Origin of the sequence: Shimia sp. R11_0, assembly GCF_017744035.1 — a bacterium.
GTDB classification, from domain to species: Bacteria; Pseudomonadota; Alphaproteobacteria; order Rhodobacterales; family Rhodobacteraceae; genus Shimia; species Shimia marina.
Window position 1 is genome coordinate 310,321 of sequence record NZ_JAGHQY010000005.1, and the last position, 16,929, is coordinate 327,249.

At 57.5% G+C, this 16,929-nt stretch carries 17 protein-coding genes; 7 read left to right on the forward strand and 10 right to left on the reverse strand.

The genetic code is table 11. From position 1 onward, the window contains the following. The first annotated feature begins 73 nt into the window (after window positions 1-73). Window positions 74-769 carry an NAD-dependent deacylase gene (locus J7382_RS12925; protein WP_209069414.1) on the forward strand — a complete coding sequence of 232 codons (696 nt, stop codon included), beginning with the start codon at window positions 74-76 and terminating at the stop codon, window positions 767-769. 73 nt (window positions 770-842) lie between these two features. Here the strand turns inward: J7382_RS12925 and J7382_RS12930 are convergent, their stop codons facing one another. The 5 genes from J7382_RS12930 to meaB all read right to left on the reverse strand — a co-directional run bounded on the left by J7382_RS12930 (window position 843) and on the right by meaB (window position 4,082). Then, on the reverse strand, window positions 843-1,334 hold the full coding sequence (locus tag J7382_RS12930) for a copper chaperone PCu(A)C (protein WP_209069415.1): 492 nt from the start codon (window positions 1,332-1,334) through the stop codon (window positions 843-845). 35 nt (window positions 1,335-1,369) lie between these two features. Further along, complete coding sequence (locus J7382_RS12935) at window positions 1,370-1,720, reverse strand: hypothetical protein (RefSeq protein ID WP_209069416.1); 351 nt, start codon at window positions 1,718-1,720, stop codon at window positions 1,370-1,372. A 111-nt stretch (window positions 1,721-1,831) separates the two neighbouring features. Further along, on the reverse strand, window positions 1,832-2,122 hold the full coding sequence (rpmB, locus tag J7382_RS12940) for a 50S ribosomal protein L28 (RefSeq protein ID WP_209069417.1): 291 nt from the start codon (window positions 2,120-2,122) through the stop codon (window positions 1,832-1,834). A 154-nt stretch (window positions 2,123-2,276) separates the two neighbouring features. After that, window positions 2,277-2,975, reverse strand: a complete 699-nt coding sequence (locus tag J7382_RS12945) for a hypothetical protein (RefSeq protein ID WP_209069418.1) — start codon at window positions 2,973-2,975, stop codon at window positions 2,277-2,279. Between the two features lie 135 nt (window positions 2,976-3,110). Continuing rightward, entirely contained in the window at window positions 3,111-4,082 is a 972-nt protein-coding gene (gene meaB, locus J7382_RS12950; protein WP_209069483.1) for a methylmalonyl Co-A mutase-associated GTPase MeaB, read from the reverse strand. 34 nt (window positions 4,083-4,116) lie between these two features. Here meaB and J7382_RS12955 point away from each other — a divergent pair, with 34 nt between their 5' ends. The 4 genes from J7382_RS12955 to J7382_RS12970 all read left to right on the forward strand — a co-directional run bounded on the left by J7382_RS12955 (window position 4,117) and on the right by J7382_RS12970 (window position 9,485). Next, the gene (locus tag J7382_RS12955) at window positions 4,117-4,869 is read left to right on the forward strand and encodes a DUF3108 domain-containing protein (protein ID WP_209069419.1); all 753 of its coding nucleotides are present in this window, start codon (window positions 4,117-4,119) and stop codon (window positions 4,867-4,869) included. 38 nt (window positions 4,870-4,907) lie between these two features. Continuing rightward, window positions 4,908-7,352, forward strand: coding sequence for an ATP-dependent helicase HrpB (gene hrpB, locus J7382_RS12960; protein WP_209069484.1), 2,445 nt, complete (start codon window positions 4,908-4,910; stop codon window positions 7,350-7,352). Between the two features lie 103 nt (window positions 7,353-7,455). Further along, the gene (locus J7382_RS12965) at window positions 7,456-7,914 is read left to right on the forward strand and encodes an NUDIX hydrolase (RefSeq protein ID WP_058241339.1); all 459 of its coding nucleotides are present in this window, start codon (window positions 7,456-7,458) and stop codon (window positions 7,912-7,914) included. 89 nt (window positions 7,915-8,003) lie between these two features. Further along, window positions 8,004-9,485 carry an inorganic phosphate transporter gene (locus J7382_RS12970; protein ID WP_058241338.1) on the forward strand — a complete coding sequence of 494 codons (1,482 nt, stop codon included), beginning with the start codon at window positions 8,004-8,006 and terminating at the stop codon, window positions 9,483-9,485. 18 nt (window positions 9,486-9,503) lie between these two features. Here the strand turns inward: J7382_RS12970 and J7382_RS12975 are convergent, their stop codons facing one another. The 3 genes from J7382_RS12975 to J7382_RS12985 form a co-directional block, all read right to left on the reverse strand. Next, the gene (locus J7382_RS12975) at window positions 9,504-10,541 is read right to left on the reverse strand and encodes a 2-dehydropantoate 2-reductase (protein WP_209069420.1); all 1,038 of its coding nucleotides are present in this window, start codon (window positions 10,539-10,541) and stop codon (window positions 9,504-9,506) included. 184 nt (window positions 10,542-10,725) lie between these two features. Then, a complete protein-coding gene (argF, locus tag J7382_RS12980) occupies window positions 10,726-11,649 on the reverse strand; it encodes an ornithine carbamoyltransferase (RefSeq protein ID WP_209069421.1) in 924 nt (307 codons plus the stop codon). A gap of 11 nt (window positions 11,650-11,660) precedes the next feature. Then, the gene (locus J7382_RS12985; protein ID WP_209069422.1) at window positions 11,661-12,842 is read right to left on the reverse strand and encodes an aspartate aminotransferase family protein; all 1,182 of its coding nucleotides are present in this window, start codon (window positions 12,840-12,842) and stop codon (window positions 11,661-11,663) included. A 314-nt stretch (window positions 12,843-13,156) separates the two neighbouring features. Between J7382_RS12985 and J7382_RS12990 the strand changes: the two genes are divergently transcribed. Continuing rightward, window positions 13,157-14,047: a DMT family transporter gene (locus J7382_RS12990; protein ID WP_209069423.1), complete on the forward strand. Its 891-nt coding sequence runs from the start codon at window positions 13,157-13,159 to the stop codon at window positions 14,045-14,047. Window positions 14,048-14,084: 37 nt separating this feature from the next. Here the strand turns inward: J7382_RS12990 and J7382_RS12995 are convergent, their stop codons facing one another. After that, window positions 14,085-14,516, reverse strand: a complete 432-nt coding sequence (locus J7382_RS12995) for a DUF4864 domain-containing protein (RefSeq protein WP_209069424.1) — start codon at window positions 14,514-14,516, stop codon at window positions 14,085-14,087. Between the two features lie 151 nt (window positions 14,517-14,667). After that, window positions 14,668-16,317, reverse strand: coding sequence for a lysine--tRNA ligase (locus J7382_RS13000; RefSeq protein WP_209069425.1), 1,650 nt, complete (start codon window positions 16,315-16,317; stop codon window positions 14,668-14,670). A 197-nt stretch (window positions 16,318-16,514) separates the two neighbouring features. On the opposite strand from J7382_RS13000, the gene J7382_RS13005 reads away from it, so the two are divergent. After that, a complete protein-coding gene (locus J7382_RS13005; RefSeq protein ID WP_058241557.1) occupies window positions 16,515-16,883 on the forward strand; it encodes a tellurite resistance TerB family protein in 369 nt (122 codons plus the stop codon). Window positions 16,884-16,929: the final 46 nt, after the last annotated feature.

Here is a 16,929-nt window from a genome sequence, read left to right on the forward strand (position 1 = left end):
TGTCCCCAAACCAGCCTTGGCACAGTACCCGCAAGAATAAGGGGCTTCGATCATCAAGCGCGAGGACATCACCATGGCCGACAACATTGTCATCCTGACTGGCGCAGGCATCAGCGCGGAGAGCGGACTGGGCACATTTCGGGACGAAGGCGGTCTTTGGGCACAGCATGCCATCGAAGATGTCGCGACGCCGGAGGGCTTTGCCCGCAACCCTGAGCTGGTGCACGCTTTTTACAACGCGCGCCGCAAACAATCCGCACAAGCCATCCCAAACGCGGCACATAAGGCGCTTGCGGATCTCGAAAAAACACATAGCGGCAATGTGTTGATCGTCACGCAGAATGTGGATGGCCTCCACGAGAAAGCGGGCAGCCAGAATGTGCTTCACATGCATGGCGCGCTGGCTGGCGCCCTATGTCACAGCTGCGGGCATCGCTGGCGCGCCCCTGAGGACATGCACCCAGACGACAGGTGCCCAGCCTGCACGGCTCCCGCAACGCGCCCCGACGTCGTCTGGTTCGGGGAAATCCCCTATCATATGGAAAAGATCAGCGACGCCCTTACACAAGCAGATCTGTTTGTTTCGATTGGCACATCAGGTGAAGTCTACCCAGCAGCCAATTTTGTCGCGGAGGCCGACTACCACGGTGCCCACACCGTAGAACTGAATCTAGAGCCATCATCCGGCGTCTCACGCTTTGCCGAAGTCCATCTCGGCCCGGCAACCGAGATTGTCCCCGCCTGGGTACAGCAGGAACTCCTCTGCTAATCACCAATGAAAAAGGCCACCCAATGGTGACCTTCAGAAGGGCGCAACAATGCGCCCTTTATGGCCTGCAGCCTCAGTTGCCGTGGCCTGCATGGTCACCGTGCTTCATCGCGCCATGATCGGCTTTGCGTTCCAGATCCACAGGGATCTCCAGCGCAACCTCACCAGCCTTTTCAAAGATCAGTGTCACATTCACAATGTCACCGTGATCCAAACCCTGGGTCAGCCCCATGAACATCACGTGATCACCGCCACGCGCCAAAGCATGCGTCCCGCCAGCGGGGATAACAAAACCTTCCTTGACATGCAGCATCTGCATATGGCCCTCAGCGTTTTCCTTATGTGTGTGCAGCTCAGTGCGCTTCGCCACATCAGATGCCGCTGAAATCAGGCGATCATCCTCATCACCGCTGTTTTCGATCACCATGAATGCTGCGCCAGCTTTGGCCATTTTGCCAGCAACACGGGCATATGGATCTTCTACCGTGATAGCACTCTGAGCAAAGGCAGGCAGAGCAAAAGAAAGAGCGGTGGTCGCCGCGAGAGCAATGGTTTTGAAGGACATAAGATTCTCCTGTCCGCAAGTGTGTCAGTTGGAATTTAAGAAAGAGACACACCCGCAGGCGGCGCACGGGCTGTAGAGGCAATCACTCGAATCACAGGTGGCAGAGTGTTCGGCGACATCTGCATAAGGCGCACAAATGCCACCGGAGCTGCGGCCACACCCGGAGCCACATCCACCCAATTCAGCAAAGAGAAACTTGCATCCGGGCACAGATGCGGTGCGCCCGTGGGGTTACCCTCGGCATCTACCGGCACCATCACCGGCGTTTCGCCAATGCAGTACTCTGCGTACCCCTGCGCACCGGGCATGCCACGCGCAATGGCCATACTGTGCCCAGTCAGCACAAGCACCGCCACAAGCATCAGGCTCACATATGTCCGGATCATCTTCACCATGCGCGCATATAGCCACGCGCTCCACGGAATGAAAAGAGCGACAAAAAGAAACAGCCCCGCAATTCTGCGAGGCTGCCAATACTCTCAAAAAGAGCCGTGCGATCAGGCGTTTGCGGCCTGTGCTTTCACGATCTCTTTTTTAACTTTCAGTGCGTTCGTGGACAGCTCTTCGTCTTTGGCTTTTGCCAAGAACGCGTCCAGACCACCGCGGTGATCCACGGTGCGCAGGGCGGCTGCGGAGATGCGCAGCTTAACGCCACGGCCCAGTGCCTCGGACTGCAGTGTCACGTCGTTCAGGTTCGGCAGAAAGCGACGCTTGGTTTTGTTGTTAGCATGGCTGACATTGTTGCCAGACATTGGGCCTTTTCCGGTCAGTTCGCAACGGCGCGACATGGGTTCATCCTCGTTTTAACGGTCTACGGGGATACGGCCCCGTCAAAATCAAAAAGGCGCTGCCAAGGCCGCGCCCGGAATTTCGTTTGGCGTCATTAGGCGCATTTGGAGGGGGCGTCAAGTGATTCAACACGCCGTTCACCGAAATAGCACCTCAGGTCGCAACATAATGTGGATCTCTATCAGGAGGCTGATTACGATTCCAATAGATCGTCATGCCTTGATCCCGCCGGGCGTAGATCTCGGGCAGGAAATTCTCGAGATTTCCAATCTCTTCAATGTTGTGCTGGACCCAGGCATAAGTCTTGTCTTCATGATAAACCCACGGCAGCAAAAGCCGGTTTACAAAAGGTTTCCACAACCCTCTGCGCAGTCCCAGGGTAAAGGTGTTGCGCACTGCGGCACCATTATCGCCATCCCTGTAGCGAAACTCGACATCTGCAATCACCACACCTTTGACTTTGACCTGCAGAGCATAGCGAGACGCATCCAGATGGGTAACTTCAAAGCGTTGGTTCACCAAACGACGGAGATCACCACCGTAGACTTCCACCAAAGTCACATGGTCGCCCGGCGCAAGAGGCGCGCCCGCATCGTGCTTCTCACTTGTCAGTGAGACATGTTCCGTTGGGTGTGCCACCAGGAAAGCTGGGTATCGCTCTCCATCAATCACCAAAGTCAGATCCGCATAAACACCATACCACCAATGCAGCATCTCGGCGGTCACCCCCTGCACAGGAGAATGCTCCACCTCAAAGAGTGTTCGCCCATCAGAAAGATGCGTCACAGTAGAAAACGCACCCTCATGACCCTTCAGGTCCCATCCAAAGTCTCGCGGCTCTGGAAGATCCATATGGCACCCTCCCTCTCTGCATCAGGGCCACTTCGAACATGCCTACTGGCAGGTATCTGTTCAGACTGAACAAAATACGCTTATCGCGCAAGTGCGACCAATATCTTAACACAAATCGAGAGGCAGGGCGGCGTCTTATTCTAGATTTTCCAGCATGCTCAACGCCGCCTGTGACGGGGTCATTGCCCCTGCCGCGACCTGCGCGTCCAGTTCCTGCATCCTTGAGCGCGCAGAGAGCTGATTGAGCCGCGCCAACAAACCCTGACGCACCTCTTCATGAAACCAGAATTGTGCCTGAGCCGCACGCCGCGCGCGCCAATGCCCTTCGGTCTTGCGCCATTCCATCAGCTCCGTCATTTCATCCCATGCCGCGCTGAGCCCATCTTCTTCCAGCGCGGAGACGGTCATCGCTTTGGGGAAGCCTTTTGGATCCTGCGGGCGCTTGCGCAACAGGCGCAAAGCCCCCGCATAATCCGCACAGGTCCGCATGGCGGTGGTTTTCAACGCACCGTCAGCCTTGTTTACCAAAATGATGTCCGCCATTTCCATGATGCCGCGCTTCACACCCTGAAGCTCATCGCCCCCCGCTGGTGCCAACAGCAACAAAAACAGATCGGACATTTCCGCGACCACGGTTTCAGACTGACCGACGCCTACAGTTTCAATCAAGATCACATCAAAACCGGCCGCTTCACAGAGCGCCACAGCCTCACGTGTACGACGTGCCACACCGCCAAGATGTGTCTGGCTTGGCGACGGACGAATAAAAGCATTGCGATCCCGGCTCAGCCGTTCCATCCGCGTCTTATCCCCAAGAATGGATCCCCCGCTGCGCGCGGAAGAAGGATCCACTGCCAGCACGGCGACCTTGAGCCCCTGCGCAGTGAGCATCATCCCAAAACTCTCGATGAATGTGGATTTGCCCACGCCCGGCGTACCTGACAAACCAATTCTGAGCGACTGCCGCCCCGCCCCGCTCAGCCCTTCCAGAAGTTCCGTTGCTTGGGCACGGTGATCCTCTCGCGCACTTTCAACCAGCGTAATCGCCCGTGCCAAGGCACGGCGTTCTTGTTTCAGTATTCTGTCACGCAGATCTGCGATATTCATTGCCGGTACCCGTGTTTTCTGTTTGGAAATCTTCATGCCGCGTGACACCTACCTTTGTCTAGCCCAGCGCTTCTTGCGCAATGCCACTTTATGGGCTCTGCTGCTCTGTGCCGCAGTCATGCTCCCTCCCTCGGCCACAGCAGAACAGATCACACAACGCTGGTCCGTACATGCATTTGGTATCAAGATTGGTGAGTTGCGCGTGACCATGTCAGAGACCCAGCAAAGCTACTCTGGCACGGGCATTTTTGAAACCACCGGCCTTGCAGGCGTGTTGAAAAAAATCCGTTTCTCAATTGACGGAGGTGGCGGCCTGAAAGGATCCAACCTCCTGCCGCGCGCCTATACAGGGCGCATCAACACCGGCAAGCGCATCTCTGAAACCAGCCTGCGCAGGCAAGGAGACCGCATGGTCAAAACCAAGGGGCTACAAGCACCAGATGTCCCTATTGAGCCAAGCGCTCTCAAAGGGGCCTTTGATCCGCTTTCCATGATGTGGCTCACCCTGCGCGACCAAACCAACGAAACGCTCTGCACGGTCGATCAGACCCAATTTGATGGCACGCGCCTAGTACGTATCACATTGAAAAACCGTCAGACCTCGGCAGAGGGGGTGATCTGTTCAGGCACCTATGATCGCATCGGCGGCTATTCCGCTGAAGATCTCGCAGAGCTAAAAACCTCCCCGCTGTCGATTGTCTATCAAAAACAAGGCAACGTCTGGCGTGCGCAAGAGGTGCATCTGACGTCCCGCCATGGCAAGGCCAAGGTCATCCGGCAAGAGTGACACTGGACGCCACGCGCGCGCTGACCGATAACGGCCCCATGATGCATCTGCCTGTTCACAACGCCCTGGAGCCGCTTCTCAAGGCCCTCAAATCCCACAATCGCGCGGTACTGCAAGCCCCACCAGGCGCAGGCAAAACCACTGTGGTGCCTCTGGCCATACGCGACGCGGGGCTGACGGATGGACGCATTCTGATGCTCGAACCTCGCCGTCTTGCCGCCCGCGCCGCCGCCGAGAGAATGGCCCAGACATTGGGCGAGAAACCCGGCGAGACCGTCGGCTACCGGGTGCGCGGCGAAAGCAAAGTATCGAAAAACACCCGCATTGAAGTCGTCACCGAAGGCATTCTGACCCGCATGATTCAATCCGATCCGGAGCTCTCTGGCATCGGTGCAGTGATCTTTGACGAATTTCACGAACGCTCGCTGAACGCGGATTTTGGCCTCGCGCTCTGTCTGGAGATTTGCGACGCGCTGCGCGACGATCTTTTACTGTTGGCCATGTCGGCCACATTGGATGCCGAACCGGTGGCAAAGCTGATGGGTGACGCCCCCGTCATCACCTCAGAAGGGCGCGCTTTTCCAGTCACCACCCGCTGGCTGGAAAAACCACTGCCCAAAAACACACGTCTGGAAGAGGCCACTGCACAATTGATTGCACAGGCGGTCAAGGAAACGGAAGGCGGTGTGCTCGTATTTCTGCCCGGCGAAGGTGAAATCCGCCGCACGCAGGCCTTGCTGAAATTGCCTGCCGACTGCACGATTCATCTCCTCTATGGCTCCATGCCCTTCAAGGATCAGCAGGCCGCCATTCGCCCTGCGGCGCAAGGGCGCAAAGTGGTGCTCGCCACGTCGATTGCGGAAACCTCTCTCACCATTCAGGACGTGCGCGTCGTCGTAGATGCCGGCCGCGCGCGCCGCGCGCGCTTCGATCCCGGCTCAGGCATGTCACGCCTTGTCACTGAGCGTGTGACCCGCGCCGAAGCGACTCAAAGACAAGGCCGTGCGGGCCGTGTCGCCGAAGGCACATGCTATCGCCTGTGGACAAAGGGCGAAGAAGGGGCGCTCCTGCCATATCCACCTGCCGAGATTGAAGCCGCCGATCTCACAGGGCTGGCACTGGAACTGGCTCTCTGGGGTGCCTCTCCAACCGATCTGGCATTCCTGACCCACCCCAATGCTGGCAGCTTTGCCGAGGCGCAGACCGTTCTACGCATGCTGGGCGCATTGGACAGCGACAACCGCATCACTGCCCATGGCAAAGCCATTGCCACAGTGCCGCTTCACCCGCGCTTGGCGCATATGTTGATCCTCGCAGGGCCGCAGGCTGCGCAGATGGCTGCCCTTCTGGCTGCCCGCGATCCCCTCAGCCGCGGCGCGCCCACCGACCTGAGCCTCAGACTGGAGGCTCTGTCCGACGTGCGAGCCTTCACAGAGCGGCGCCCCTATGGGGTCAACCGCACCGCCCTGCATGCCTTGCGAGACGAAGCAAAACGCCTTGCCAAAACCGCGCCAAACCAACAGCACACCACGCACAGTGCCGCAGAACTCGCCGCTCTGGCCTATCCGGACCGGATCGGCCTGCACCGCAAAGGCGACGCGCCCCGTTTTGTACTCTCAGGCGGCAAAGGCGCCGTCATGGATGACAGTGATCCAATGGCCAATACACGCCTGATTGTGGTCACCGACACTGACGGAAATCCGCGCGAGGCCCGCATTCGTCAGGCCATCCAGATTTCCGAAGGCCAAATCCGCGATCTCTTCCCGGATCACATCGCATGGCAGGATCACTGCAACTGGTCCAAGCGCGAGCGCCGTGTGATCGCCCGCCGTCAGGAAATGTTTGGTGCCATCGCCTTGGATGACCGGATCTGGAAAGACGCCCCTGACACAGCACTCGCGCGAGCCATGCTGGACGGGGTCCGTGATCTCGGTCTGGTCTTCTCCCCCGCAGCCCATCGCTTTGTGGCACGTGTCCAATTGATCCGCGCCGCAGGTCATGACTTGCCTGACATGACCGCCGAGGCCCTGATGGCACGGATCGAAGACTGGCTTCTGCCGCATCTCACCGGCATCAAAACAGCCGAACATTGGAAGAAATTCGACATTCTGGAAGCTCTGCGCGCCCAGCTCGATTGGAACCAGATGCAACTGCTGGATCGCATCGCGCCCGCGCATTTCACAACCCCCTTGGACCGTAAAATCCCCATCGATTATTCAGGCGACCATCCAGAAATCACCCTGCGCCTGCAGGAACTTTTTGGCCAAACCACCCATCCCATGATTGGCAACACCCCCCTGCGTGTCACCTTGCTCTCGCCAGGGCAAAAACCGGTGCAGACAACCATGGATATTCCCGGCTTTTGGACCAGTTCCTACGCTGACGTGCGCAAAGACATGCGCGGGCGCTACCCCAAACACCCTTGGCCTGAAGATCCCACACAAGCAGATCCCACTTTGCGCGCCAAACGTCGGGCCAGATAAGAAAAACGTGAGACACCTTGACGTTTTCCACAAGTAAACGTATATACAATGCAACGACAAAATAATGTGACGTTATAAATACATAAAACGACCAGAGCAGCCCATGACCAATCCTCTCAAAATCGCGTATGAAAACGTGCTGGCTCCAATGTTGCAGCGTCCGCGCCGCATTCAGGTGGCCGCGCTCTGTACACGCGATCACGACGGAAGCCGTCAGGTTCTTTTGGTAACCTCCCGTGATACCGGGCGTTGGGTACTGCCCAAAGGATGGCCCATCAAAGGTCTAGACGCCGCCGGCGCGGCTCTGCAAGAAGCTTGGGAAGAAGCTGGCGTGAAGAAAGCCAACATCAACGAAGACCCCTTTGGTGTATATGGCTATGACAAGCGCTTAGACGGTGGTTTGGAAATTGCCGTGGATGTCACCGTTTTCGAAACCAAAGTCGAAAAGATCGTAGATGACTTCCCAGAGGCTGATCAACGCACCCGCAAATGGGTTGCCCCTGCCGAAGCGGCCGAAATGGTGCATGAACCAGAGCTTCAGGCGCTTTTGCGGCAAATGTGACAGTTTTGTAACGGTTTTGTAACACCCCCCATTGCATCGCCTGTGTGACAAGGATACAGCCCGCTCAAACCAAGCCGGGAAACTTTGTTATGTCTACGCCTCACGACGGCAAGCACTGGTCCACGCTGGACCGCGACCTTCACCGCATCTCACATCTTGAATCCGCAACGCTCTATGTCGCGCGCCCCATGGTTGGTCTGGGCATCGCCCTCGCCTTCATCGTTTTGGCCGCTGGGATCGCAGGCCTGCTCACGGGCGAACAGCCCAACACCATGATCATCATCGCAGCAGCCGGTTTTGGCGCTTACATGGCGATCAACATCGGTGCAAATGACGTGGCCAACAATATGGGCCCAGCCGTAGGGGCGAATGCGCTCACCATGGGGGGTGCAATCGCCATTGCAGCCATCTTTGAAAGCGCAGGCGCGCTTTTGGCTGGGGGCGATGTGGTGTCCACCATTTCTAAAGGCATCATTGATCCCTCTGGCATCGGTCAGGCCGAGATCTTTGTCTGGGCCATGATGGCTGCGCTGATCTCTTCCGCGCTCTGGGTCAACATCGCCACCTGGGTGGGCGCGCCGGTTTCCACCACACACTCTGTTGTGGGTGGCGTCATGGGCGCAGGGATCGCCGCCGCAGGCTTTGCGGCTGTGAACTGGCCCACCATGGGCAAGATCGCCGCCTCTTGGGTGATTTCACCTGTGCTCGGCGGCGTCATCGCAGCCTGCTTCCTCGCCTTCATCAAATCACGCATCATTTATCAGGATGACAAAATCGCCGCCGCGCGCCGCTGGGTGCCTGTGCTGATCGGCATCATGGCCGCAGCCTTCGCTTCCTATCTGGCCCTCAAAGGCCTCAAGCGGATCATCAAAATCGACATCCAGACTGCTCTGCTGATCGGTCTCGGCACGGGCGTACTGTTCTACGCAGTCTCCAAACCTTTCATTCGCAAGCAATCCGAAGGGCTGGAAAACCGCAACAAATCGCTCAAGGTGCTCTTTGGCATCCCTCTGGTGTTCTCGGCCGCCCTGCTGTCCTTTGCCCATGGTGCCAATGACGTGGCAAATGCCGTCGGCCCACTGGCCGCAATCGTGCACGCTGCCGAATTTGGCGATATTGCCGCAAAAGTGGCGATCCCAACATGGGTGATGATCATCGGTGCCTTTGGCATCTCTTTCGGCCTGTTTCTCTTCGGCCCCAAACTGATCCGCATGGTCGGCGAGAAAATCACCAAACTGAACCCAATGCGCGCCTATTGTGTGGCACTCTCTGCCGCCATCACAGTGATTGTCGCCTCATGGCTCGGCCTGCCCGTCAGTTCCACCCACATCGCAGTCGGCGGCATTTTTGGCGTTGGTTTCTTCCGCGAGTGGGATGCGGAGCGGCGTCTGCGCAAGTCCGCCGACAAACGCCCAGCGGAAGCCCGCATCGCGCCGGAAGAACGGCGCCGCCGCAAACTGGTGCGCCGCAGTCATTTCATGACCATCGTCGCCGCCTGGGTCATCACCGTACCTGCGGCCGCATCCATGTCCGCTGTGATCTTCTTCATTCTCAACGGCATCACTGGCTAAACGAAAAGCGCGGGCGGTTCACACCGCCCGCAATCTTTGCCGCACCTCTCGCGGCGACAAGACCGGCGCACCCGCGCCCGCCGCTTCGGCCTCTCGGATCAACTCTGCAATCGCACTATTGATGGGGGCTGTGGTTCCCTGATCTGCCGCAAGAGCCACAATCTTGCCCTGCAACTCTTCGATTTCTGTCATGCGGCCCCGATCCAGATCCTCCCACATCGAACTGCGCGCATTTGGATCAATTGACAGCATGGCCTTGGCCACCAACCGGAACGCCCATGTAGGCAGCTTCAGGATCACAGGCACACGCCGCATGGGCACGGCAGCAACCGGATTGACCGTTGCGATCCCCGCCGCCCTCAACACATCGAGTGCCTCAACCATCTGTGCCGCCATCAGCCGGCGCCAGCGCATGTCCCCTATTTGTGTGCGCAGCGGCAAACCTGACAGGGCATTCAACGCATTGTTGAGATTGATAAGCAACTTGCCCCATTGCACCGCAGCCATGTTTCTATGTTCACGCACCTGCAGCCCCGGCAGACTGAGATGACGCGCCACATGCCCCTTGCCCTTTGCGATGCAAATGTCGCCGCTGGTGCCCCGATGAAACCGCCCGCCACCAACCCAAAGCACATTAAAAGGCACCATGCCGGCGCGCACATCAAATTCCGGCAACAGATCATGCAACAAAGGCGCATTCTGGACGCCATTCTGCAGGCTCACAACAACGGCCCCCTGTGGCGCATGGCGCGCAATCTGTGCTGCCATCTCCGCTGTCGCCGCACTTTTCACGGTCAGCAACACGATGTCCGCTCCTGCCAGACAGGCGGGATCCGTGTCCATGGCAAACTGATCTGGTGACAATGCCGTATCCATCCCGGCAAAATCCGTCAGCAGGAGCCCATGTTTGGAAAGCTCCTCCCGCGTTGCCGCACGCAGCAGCAGAGTCACATCATGGCCTCCTTCTGCCAGCATACCGCCAACAAAACAGCCAATGCTGCCCGCCCCGGCCACCACGATCCGTGGCCGCGTTTTCCTTTGTGGTGCCTCGCGCATCCCCAACGCACTCCCTGCTTCTGCCCCGCCCGCTGAATAAGGATAGTTTGAGGCAAAACTGCGGCAATCTGGGTCCTTCTTAAGTTCACCACGGTATTGAAGCCCCCGAAACCACGCTGATCTAAACGCAAAAAGGCGCCACCCTGCGGTCGCGCCTTCTGTTTTGCGATGTCTCAACAGTGGGTTACGTCAGACACCATTTCATAATCGCCTTTTGCGCATGCAGCCGGTTTTCCGCCTCATCAAAGATCACAGAGGCCGGACCATCCATCACTGCATCCGTGGCCTCTTCATTGCGGTGCGCCGGTAGGCAATGCATGAATAGCGCGTCATCCGCCGCTTCTTTCATAAGATCTTCGTTGACCTGATAGGGGCGCAGCTGATTGTGCCGCCGCTCCCGCATGGAGGCCGCATCATGCATGCTCACCCATGTGTCCGTCACCACCAGATCAGCGCCCTGTACCGCCTTGATCGGATCGCGCTCGATCTCCACCTTGACGCCCTTGGCACGCGCTTCTTCAATAAACAGCGCTTCGGGGTCGAGGGTCTGCGGACCTGTAAAGGTCAAGTCAAAGCCAAATTGCCCCGCCGCATGAGCAAAGCTGGCAAACACATTGTTACCGTCCCCAGACCAGACCACTTTCTTGCCTGCTATGGGACCGCGTTTTTCTTCAAAGGTCAGGATATCCGCCATGATCTGACAAGGGTGCGTGCGGTTGGTCAGACCATTGATCACAGGAACCGTCGCATTTTCCGCCATCTCCAGCAGAGTCGCCTCTTCAAAGGTCCGGATCATGATAAGATCCACATAGCGGCTCAACACCTTTGCCGTGTCCGCCACAGTTTCTCCGTGACCCAACTGCATCTCTGAACCTGACAGCACCATGGTCTGCCCGCCCATCTGACGCACGCCCACATCAAAGCTCACACGCGTCCGCGTCGAAGGCTTCTCAAAAATAAGCGCCACCATGTGATCTTTCAGCGGAAGATCGTCGTCCAGCGCGCCCTTGGGGCGTCCGTTGCGCGCATTCTTGATGGTCTTAGCGCTTTCAATCATGCCGCGCAGGTCGGCCACATCGGTGGTGTTGATATCCAGAAAATGTTTCATCGCTATGGTCCTTATTTCCCTGCGCCCAACTGGGACGCCGCCTTCTCCAGCCGTGCCACGGCCTCGGCAATTTCCTCGTCACTGATTGTCAACGGCGGCAACAGACGCACAACATTGTCCGCCGCTGGCACCGTCACAATCTCATTGTCATATCCGGCAGCCACCACATCGCCACAGGTCACTTTCGCGCATTTGAGCCCCAACATGAGACCCGCACCGCGTACCTCATCAAACACATCCGGATGGGCCGCAACCAGACCTTCCAGTTTCTGACGCAAAAGTCCGGATTTCCGGTTCACCTCGCCTAGAAATGCATCATTGGCGACGACGTCCATAACCGCGCCACCCACGGCACAGGCCAAGGGGTTTCCGCCATAGGTTGACCCATGCGTGCCTGCGACCATGCCACTTGCAGCCTCTTCCGTCGCCAGAACACAGCCCAGTGGAAAACCGCCACCAATGCCTTTGGCCACCATCATGATATCTGGTGTCACACCGGCCCATTCATGGGCAAAAAGCTTGCCGGTCCGGCCCACACCGCATTGCACCTCATCCATGATCAACAGAATGCCCGCCGCATCACAGAGCGCTCGCAGTGCCTTAAGATCCGCATCTGGCAGCGGGCGAATACCGCCCTCGCCCTGTACCGGCTCTACAATAATCGCCGCGGTCTGATCTCCGACCAGCGCTTCGGCCGCCTCAATATCCCCCCAGGGCACCTGATGGAAGCCCGGCAACAAAGGACCAAAGCCTGCAACCAGTTTCTCAGAGCCCGCCGCCGCAATACCAGCAGAGCTGCGACCATGAAACGCCCCTTCAAAAGCGATGATCTCCAAGCGCTCGGGCTGCCCCTTATCGTACCAGTACTTGCGTGCCATTTTCACCGCCAGCTCGCAGCACTCTGTGCCGGAATTTGTGAAAAACACCGTATCCGCAAAGGTGCTGGCCACCAGCTTATCTGCAAGCGCCTGTTGCTGTGTGATGTTGTAGAGATTTGAAACATGCCAGAGCTTGCCCGCCTGCGCCGTCAACGCCTCAACAAGCACCGGATTGGCATGTCCAAGCACGTTCACTGCAATACCCGCGCCCAGATCCAGAAAACGTCGGCCGTCCGCCTCGATCATCCAGCTTCCCTCACCGCTCTCAAAAGTGAGCGGGGCGCGGTTGTACGTCGGCAAAATAGACGGGATCATATCGATCTTCCTCTTTAGATCATGAGCCTCAGTGACTGCATCACAGGAGGCGTTTGCGTCAATGTTTTTGAGAATGTTTGCGCCAGTTTGTGGCGCAAGAGATCAAGGGCCGGTTACGCGGTCAGGCGTCGGCGTCGCAGGTGAAGGATATCGCAGCGTTTGATCATGTGCCCTCCCTAGAATGAAAACATCCAAATGGGAACCCCTATATTTCGATACGGCGCATTTTGGCGATTTTTGCGCAAAGAGGTCACTAAATCGGGCATGATTTCCGACACCTTGCTCCCCCTGCCAACACCCACCATAACACCAGCATGGATAATAATGCCGCGACCTCCCAAAACCCGCCGCTCGCTGCTGGGTTGACCCTTTTGGCCTCCGCCTTTGTCGCTGGCACAACACTGCTGGCCAAGGCGCTCGGCACAGGCACGCTGGGCCCTGCGATGCACCCGTTACAGATCAGCCACGGGCGGTTTCTGTTTGCCTTTCTGGGCTTTGCAACTGCGGCGATGATCCTACGACCTACACTGCAGCGCCCCAATTGGAAGCTGCATATCGGCCGATCTTCTCTGGGCTGGGGCGGTGTGACACTCATGTTCGCAGCCGCCGCCTTTATCCCACTTTCAGACGCCACAGCGATCAGCTTTCTCAACCCTGTGGTGGGCATGTTGCTCGCGATTCCTTTTCTGGGCGAAAAAATCGGCCCATGGCGTTGGGGTTCTGCCGTACTGGCCTTCACGGGTGCCATGGTCCTCACCCGCCCCGGTGCAGGCGCGCTGGAACTTGGCGCCATTCTGGCCCTCTGCGCGGCTTGTTTTTTGGGCGGCGAGGTCATCTTCATGAAAAAACTCACGGGCCGGGAGCGCCCTTTTCAAATCCTGCTGATCAACAACGCGCTGGGACTCACCATCGCCTCTGCTGTGGTGATTTTTGTCTGGCAAACTCCCACGCCCGCTCAATGGGCAGGGCTTGCAGGCATCGGGCTCTTGATGGCCACTGCGCAAACCTGTTTTATCAATGCCATGCGTCTCGCCGACGCCAGCTTTGTCGCGCCGTTTTTCTACGCTGCTCTGGCCTTCGCGGCGCTCTATGATGCCATCATCTTCGGTGTAATTCCCGACCACGTGAGCTGGATCGGCACAGCACTCATCCTCTGCGCCGCAGCAATTCTGGTTTGGCGAGAGGCACGCCACGCGTCAAAGTAACATATCACCTCAATGACTTACTCAGCCAACACCCTGGTCACGCTCCCACATCTGATGGCTGCAAAAGCTGCACCGCCGCAATGCGCCAGCTCTCCCCATCACTGATCATCAGATACTCCAGAACATGCACAACACCTTGTGCGTCGCGCACCAACACGCGCTGCCACAACGCATTACCTTCCGGGCGCAACGCGCCAAAGCGTACATCCTCCGCGCGATGCACCATTGGGTAACCACGTTTCACCATAACAGCAAAATTATCCGATGTTCCAAACAGGCGTTGAATATTCTCTGCGGCGAAACTGAAGGCCTGCACAAAATCATCTCCGCGAAAAGCGTCCATCTGTGCGCTGATCACCGCCTGAATATCAGCCGCTGCGCCCATCTCTTGACGTGGGGCCTGCGCCTGAGCAAACCCAATGCGAGAAAACTCCATCACAACCACAAGGGCCAGTAACACATGTTTCATGATCTTTCCTCCCTTGCTGAAGATACGCCTTCAACAGGAAACCAGATCAAAACATCAGCGTCACACCAGCCTCAAAAGGGACAAGGCCCCGCAAACGGGGCCTTGTGAAATCTGCCTGCGCCCGCAGGCGCAGTCCGCTAAAGAGACACAATCACCCAGCCACAAGTTCGCCAGCGAGCGCCTTATGGATCAGCGCCACGGTGTCTTCCACGCCATAAAGCGCAATGAAGCCCCCAAAGCGCGGCCCCTGTGAGGCCCCCAGAAGCACCTCATAAATGGCCTTGAACCAATCTCGCAGCGGATCAAATTTATGGGTTTTGCCAATCGCAAAAACGATGGACTGCAGGAATTCCTCATCGCCAAAATCAGGCTCTGGCAGCGGTTCCTCATTGCCCACCAACGCGTTTTTGGCCGCAATCACCGCCAGAGCGGTTTCTGCAGAACTCAAAGCGCCAGCCAAATCTTCCAGCGCCGCGCGCTCCTGATCTGTGGGCGCACGATAGACTTTTGCAGGCTTCACAAAATCATTGAAATAGCGCACTGCGTGCCCGGCCGCCGCATCCATACCCGGATGCGTTTCCGCTGTCGCATCAGGCGCATATTTGTTGATGAAGCCCCAAAGCGTCTCTTTATCTTCCGCGTTGGACACCGACGCGATGTTGAGCAGCATGGAATAGGGCACCACCATATCCGATTGCGGCACGTCGCCGCCGTGAATGTGCCACACCGGGTTGTTCAGCTGCGCCTTGATGTCTTGGCCATGATAGGCGCGCAGCTGCTGATGATACTCATCCACCGCTTTCGGGAGCACATCAAAATGCATGCGCTTTGCGGTCTTGGGCTTCTGGTACATGAAATACGCAAGACTCTCAGTAGAGGCATAGGTCAGCCACTGATCAATCGACACGCCATTGCCAGAAGACTTGGAAATCTTCTGTCCGTTTTCATCCAGGAACAATTCATAAGAGAAGTGGTTTGGTGCACGTCCGCCCAAAGCGCGACAGATCGCATCATAGATCTTTTCGTTGGTGGCATGCTCCTTGCCATACATCTCAAAGTCCACGCCCAGCGCGGCCCAGCGAGCCCCGAAATCCGGCTTCCACTGCAGCTTCACATTGCCGCCGGTCACAGGCACGGTCCATTCTTTGCCGTCTTCATCGTCAAAGGTGACGGTGTAGGTCTCTGCACAGACCTTTTTCATCGGCACGTACAGCACACGGCCGGTTTCCGGGTGCAGCGGCAGGAAGATCGAATAGGTGGCCGCGCGCTCTTCACGCAGGGATTTCAACATGATCGCCATGATGGCGTCATAGTTGTCCACCGCACGTTTCAGCACCTCGTCAAACTGACCGGATTTGTAAAACTCCCGCGCCGAATAGAACTCATATTCAAAGCCAAACGTGTCTAGGAACCGGCGCAGCATGGCGTTGTTGTGCTCACCAAAGCTGTCATGGGTGCCAAACGGATCAGGCACAGCCGTCAGAGGCATCTGCAGATAAGGCTCAAGCGTATTGGGGTTTGGCACATTCGACGGCACTTTCCGCAGCCCGTCCAAATCGTCAGAGAAGCAGATCAGCTTGGTTGGGATGTCGCTGATCGCCTCAAAGGCCACTTTGATCATCGTGGTCCGGGCGACTTCGCCAAATGTCCCGATATGCGGCAGACCAGAAGGGCCATAGCCGGTTTCAAACAGAACATAGCCCTTTTCCGGCGCGCCCTTTGCGTAGCGTTTGAGAAGCTTGCGCGCTTCTTCAAATGGCCAGGCTTTGGATACGAGGGCTGCGTCGCGCAGGTCAGACATTGTCCATCTCCGATGTCGGGATTGGTTTCAGCAAAATCATGCCCAGCGCCTCATTGCGCCCGACAATCCGCCGCTTCCTATTGCTCCTTGCCCTGTCAGTCAATATTCTGCACCGCAACAAGGTTATTTCAAAGGATGCCCCCGTGCCGGATAAGACCCCAACAACGCTCACCCCGCAGGATTGTCTGGTGGCGGTGATGATCGCCGTTTCGGCCTCAGATGAGAACATCCGCACCGCAGAACTGGTCAAAATCCAGGTAGCTGTGAACAACCTGCCGGTGTTTGGTGAATATGACATCGACCGGTTGAAACACATCAGCCAAATGGTCTTTGACCTGTTTGAACAAGAAGACGGCCTTTCCGCCCTCTTTGGCCTCGTGCGCCATGACCTGCCCGAACACCTTTATGAAACCGCCTATGCGCTGGCCTGTGACGTTGCCGCAGCCGATGGCACGCTTCAGGAACCAGAGCTGCGCATTCTAGAGGAAATCCGCTATGAGCTGGATATCGACCGGTTGCACGCGGCGGCCATCGAACGTGGTGCCCGCGCCCGTCATATGACCTAAGCAAACCTCTGCCGTTAAAGCAAAAACCAACGCGCCCCGATCCGGG

What these genes read in the sequence shown, in the direction of transcription:
- J7382_RS12925 (WP_209069414.1), top strand. Translation starts at nt 74, where the DNA reads ATGGCCGACAACATTGTCATCCTGACTGGCGCAGGCATCAGCGCGGAG.
- J7382_RS12930 (WP_209069415.1), bottom strand. Translation starts at nt 1,334, where the DNA reads ATGTCCTTCAAAACCATTGCTCTCGCGGCGACCACCGCTCTTTCTTTT.
- J7382_RS12935 (WP_209069416.1), bottom strand. Translation starts at nt 1,720, where the DNA reads ATGATCCGGACATATGTGAGCCTGATGCTTGTGGCGGTGCTTGTGCTG.
- rpmB (WP_209069417.1), bottom strand. Translation starts at nt 2,122, where the DNA reads ATGTCGCGCCGTTGCGAACTGACCGGAAAAGGCCCAATGTCTGGCAAC.
- J7382_RS12945 (WP_209069418.1), bottom strand. Translation starts at nt 2,975, where the DNA reads ATGGATCTTCCAGAGCCGCGAGACTTTGGATGGGACCTGAAGGGTCAT.
- meaB (WP_209069483.1), bottom strand. Translation starts at nt 4,082, where the DNA reads ATGAATATCGCAGATCTGCGTGACAGAATACTGAAACAAGAACGCCGT.
- J7382_RS12955 (WP_209069419.1), top strand. Translation starts at nt 4,117, where the DNA reads ATGCCGCGTGACACCTACCTTTGTCTAGCCCAGCGCTTCTTGCGCAAT.
- hrpB (WP_209069484.1), top strand. Translation starts at nt 4,908, where the DNA reads ATGATGCATCTGCCTGTTCACAACGCCCTGGAGCCGCTTCTCAAGGCC.
- J7382_RS12965 (WP_058241339.1), top strand. Translation starts at nt 7,456, where the DNA reads ATGACCAATCCTCTCAAAATCGCGTATGAAAACGTGCTGGCTCCAATG.
- J7382_RS12970 (WP_058241338.1), top strand. Translation starts at nt 8,004, where the DNA reads ATGTCTACGCCTCACGACGGCAAGCACTGGTCCACGCTGGACCGCGAC.
- J7382_RS12975 (WP_209069420.1), bottom strand. Translation starts at nt 10,541, where the DNA reads ATGCGCGAGGCACCACAAAGGAAAACGCGGCCACGGATCGTGGTGGCC.
- argF (WP_209069421.1), bottom strand. Translation starts at nt 11,649, where the DNA reads ATGAAACATTTTCTGGATATCAACACCACCGATGTGGCCGACCTGCGC.
- J7382_RS12985 (WP_209069422.1), bottom strand. Translation starts at nt 12,842, where the DNA reads ATGATCCCGTCTATTTTGCCGACGTACAACCGCGCCCCGCTCACTTTT.
- J7382_RS12990 (WP_209069423.1), top strand. Translation starts at nt 13,157, where the DNA reads ATGGATAATAATGCCGCGACCTCCCAAAACCCGCCGCTCGCTGCTGGG.
- J7382_RS12995 (WP_209069424.1), bottom strand. Translation starts at nt 14,516, where the DNA reads ATGAAACATGTGTTACTGGCCCTTGTGGTTGTGATGGAGTTTTCTCGC.
- J7382_RS13000 (WP_209069425.1), bottom strand. Translation starts at nt 16,317, where the DNA reads ATGTCTGACCTGCGCGACGCAGCCCTCGTATCCAAAGCCTGGCCATTT.
- J7382_RS13005 (WP_058241557.1), top strand. Translation starts at nt 16,515, where the DNA reads ATGATCGCCGTTTCGGCCTCAGATGAGAACATCCGCACCGCAGAACTG.